Source organism: Pantoea sp. Morm (assembly GCF_016643525.1).
In the GTDB taxonomy this organism is placed as follows: domain Bacteria; phylum Pseudomonadota; class Gammaproteobacteria; order Enterobacterales; family Enterobacteriaceae; genus Pantoea; species Pantoea dispersa.
Genome location: NZ_VOQX01000221.1, coordinates 1 through 1,836, shown reverse-complemented (window position 1 = coordinate 1,836; position 1,836 = coordinate 1). Strand labels below are relative to the sequence as shown.

Annotated in this window: 2 protein-coding genes; both read left to right on the top strand. The window is 56.9% G+C overall.

The genetic code is table 11. The annotated features are described in order from the left end of the window. The first annotated feature begins 177 nt into the window (after window positions 1–177). Window positions 178–1,389 carry an MFS transporter gene (locus FT726_RS27720; protein ID WP_275029589.1) on the top strand — a complete coding sequence of 404 codons (1,212 nt, stop codon included), beginning with the start codon at window positions 178–180 and terminating at the stop codon, window positions 1,387–1,389. Then, a partial coding sequence (locus FT726_RS27715) for an EamA family transporter (RefSeq protein WP_346303824.1) occupies window positions 1,386–1,836 on the top strand: 451 nt, incomplete at its 3' end. The genes FT726_RS27720 and FT726_RS27715, both read left to right, overlap by 4 nt.

The window sequence follows — 1,836 nt, the reverse complement described above, 5'->3', positions numbered from 1 at the left end:
GTCCGGGCGACCGGGCATTCGCTGGTTCTGAGCGCTTCCTGTTTGGCCATCTTCTCTCTCACTCTGCTGATTTACTGACGGCAGCTTAGCCTTCAGCAAAACAAGTTGCAAAAAAAAACCACCGCTGATACTTATAGAATAAATCGGTTTCAAATAAAAACCACATAAGGATGCAACATGACTTGCACCAGTGATACCCCTGCAACCTCTGAGGCGCCTCTTTCGCCAGCGACGACCTCAGTGCTGTCGCCTCACATCATTTTTCTGTTCTCACTGACCTGCGCGCTGGCTGTCGGCAATGTCTATTCTGCCCAGCCATTGCTGGAATCCATATCCGCAACGCTGCAGGTTTCGCCCGGCACCATAGGCCTGGTCATCACGGCAACGCAGGCGGGTTATGCCATAGGATTGTTCTTGCTGGTGCCGCTCGGCGATCGCGTTGATCGCAAAAAGCTGGTGGTCACGCACCTGCTGCTGTCGGTGCTGGCCCTGATCGCGGCGGCGTTAGCAGAGAGTTTTCTGCCGCTGCTGGTGGCGATGCTGCTGGTGGGTTTGATGGCGGTGGTGACGCAAACCGTGGTGGCGTGGGCCGCTATCCTGTCGGCACCGGCTCAGCGTGGCAAGGTGGTAGGCAGCGTCACCAGTGGCATCGTCATGGGAATACTGCTGGCGCGGCTGGTCTCTGGCATCATCGCCGATATCGCCGGCTGGCGGGCGGTGTATATGACCTCATCGGCGCTGATGCTGCTGATTACCGTGCTGCTGATGAAAGTGATACCTTCTGCCGGTCCGCAGAACACAGCCACTTCCGTGGCCGGGTTGCTGGGGTCTGTCCCGCGTCTTTTTGTCACCGAGCCTTTGTTGCGTCAGCGTGGCGCGCTGGCTCTGCTGATTTTTGCCGCGTTCAGCATGTTGTGGAGTTCCATGGTTTTGCCGCTCACGGCCATGTCGCTTTCCCATACGCAAACAGGGCTGTTTGGTCTGGCTGGAATAGCCGGAGCGCTGGCGGCTTCCAGAAGTGGCGCCTGGGCTGACCGGGGAACCGGGCAGCGCGCCAGCGGATGCGCACTGGCTTTATTAACGCTCTCGTGGCTCCCCATCGCCTTCGCGCAGGCCTCTTTATTCTTGCTGGTTATTGGCGTGATCATGCTGGATTTCGCCGTGCAGACGGTGCATGTCATCAACCAGAGCATGCTGATTTCCGGCAAACCCGCTATCACCAGCCGGCTTATCGGTGCCTATATGTGTTTTTATGCGACAGGCAGCGCGCTGGGCGCTATTGCTGCCACCCAACTCTATGCGCACTGGGGATGGTATGCCGTGTGCGGCGGCGGGGCACTGGTCAGTGCCTGCGCACTTATTCTCTGGTATGGAACACGTCAATCATGAAATTATTACACCTGCTGCTGGCCATAGGTATTACCGCCATCTGGGGCATTAATTTTTCGGTGATTAAATTAGGGTTGCACGCCATCGATCCATTTATTCTGGCAGGGCTGCGTTTTACGCTGTGTGCCATCCCGGCGCTCTTCTTTATTAAAAAACCTGACGTCCCGTGGCGCTACCTTATTGGCTACGGACTGGTGTTCGGCATTGGCTTGTGGGGCCTGGTCAATCTGGGGATAAAAACCGGGCTGTCGGCGGGGATCGCCTCGCTGGTGCTGCAGTTCAGTGCCTTTTTCACTCTGCTGCTCGGCAGTTATGTGTTTAAAGAACAGCTCAGCCGCTATCAGATCGCTGGCTTTGTGCTGGCGTGCAGCGGATTGATGAGCATTGTGTTTATTACCGACGGCTCGGTGACGTTTGCCGGGTTGCTGCTGGTGCTGGCAGGCGCCA

Excerpts from the sequence above, each read along its gene's own strand:
- FT726_RS27720 (WP_275029589.1), top strand. The coding sequence starts at position 178 with ATGACTTGCACCAGTGATACCCCTGCAACCTCTGAGGCGCCTCTTTCG.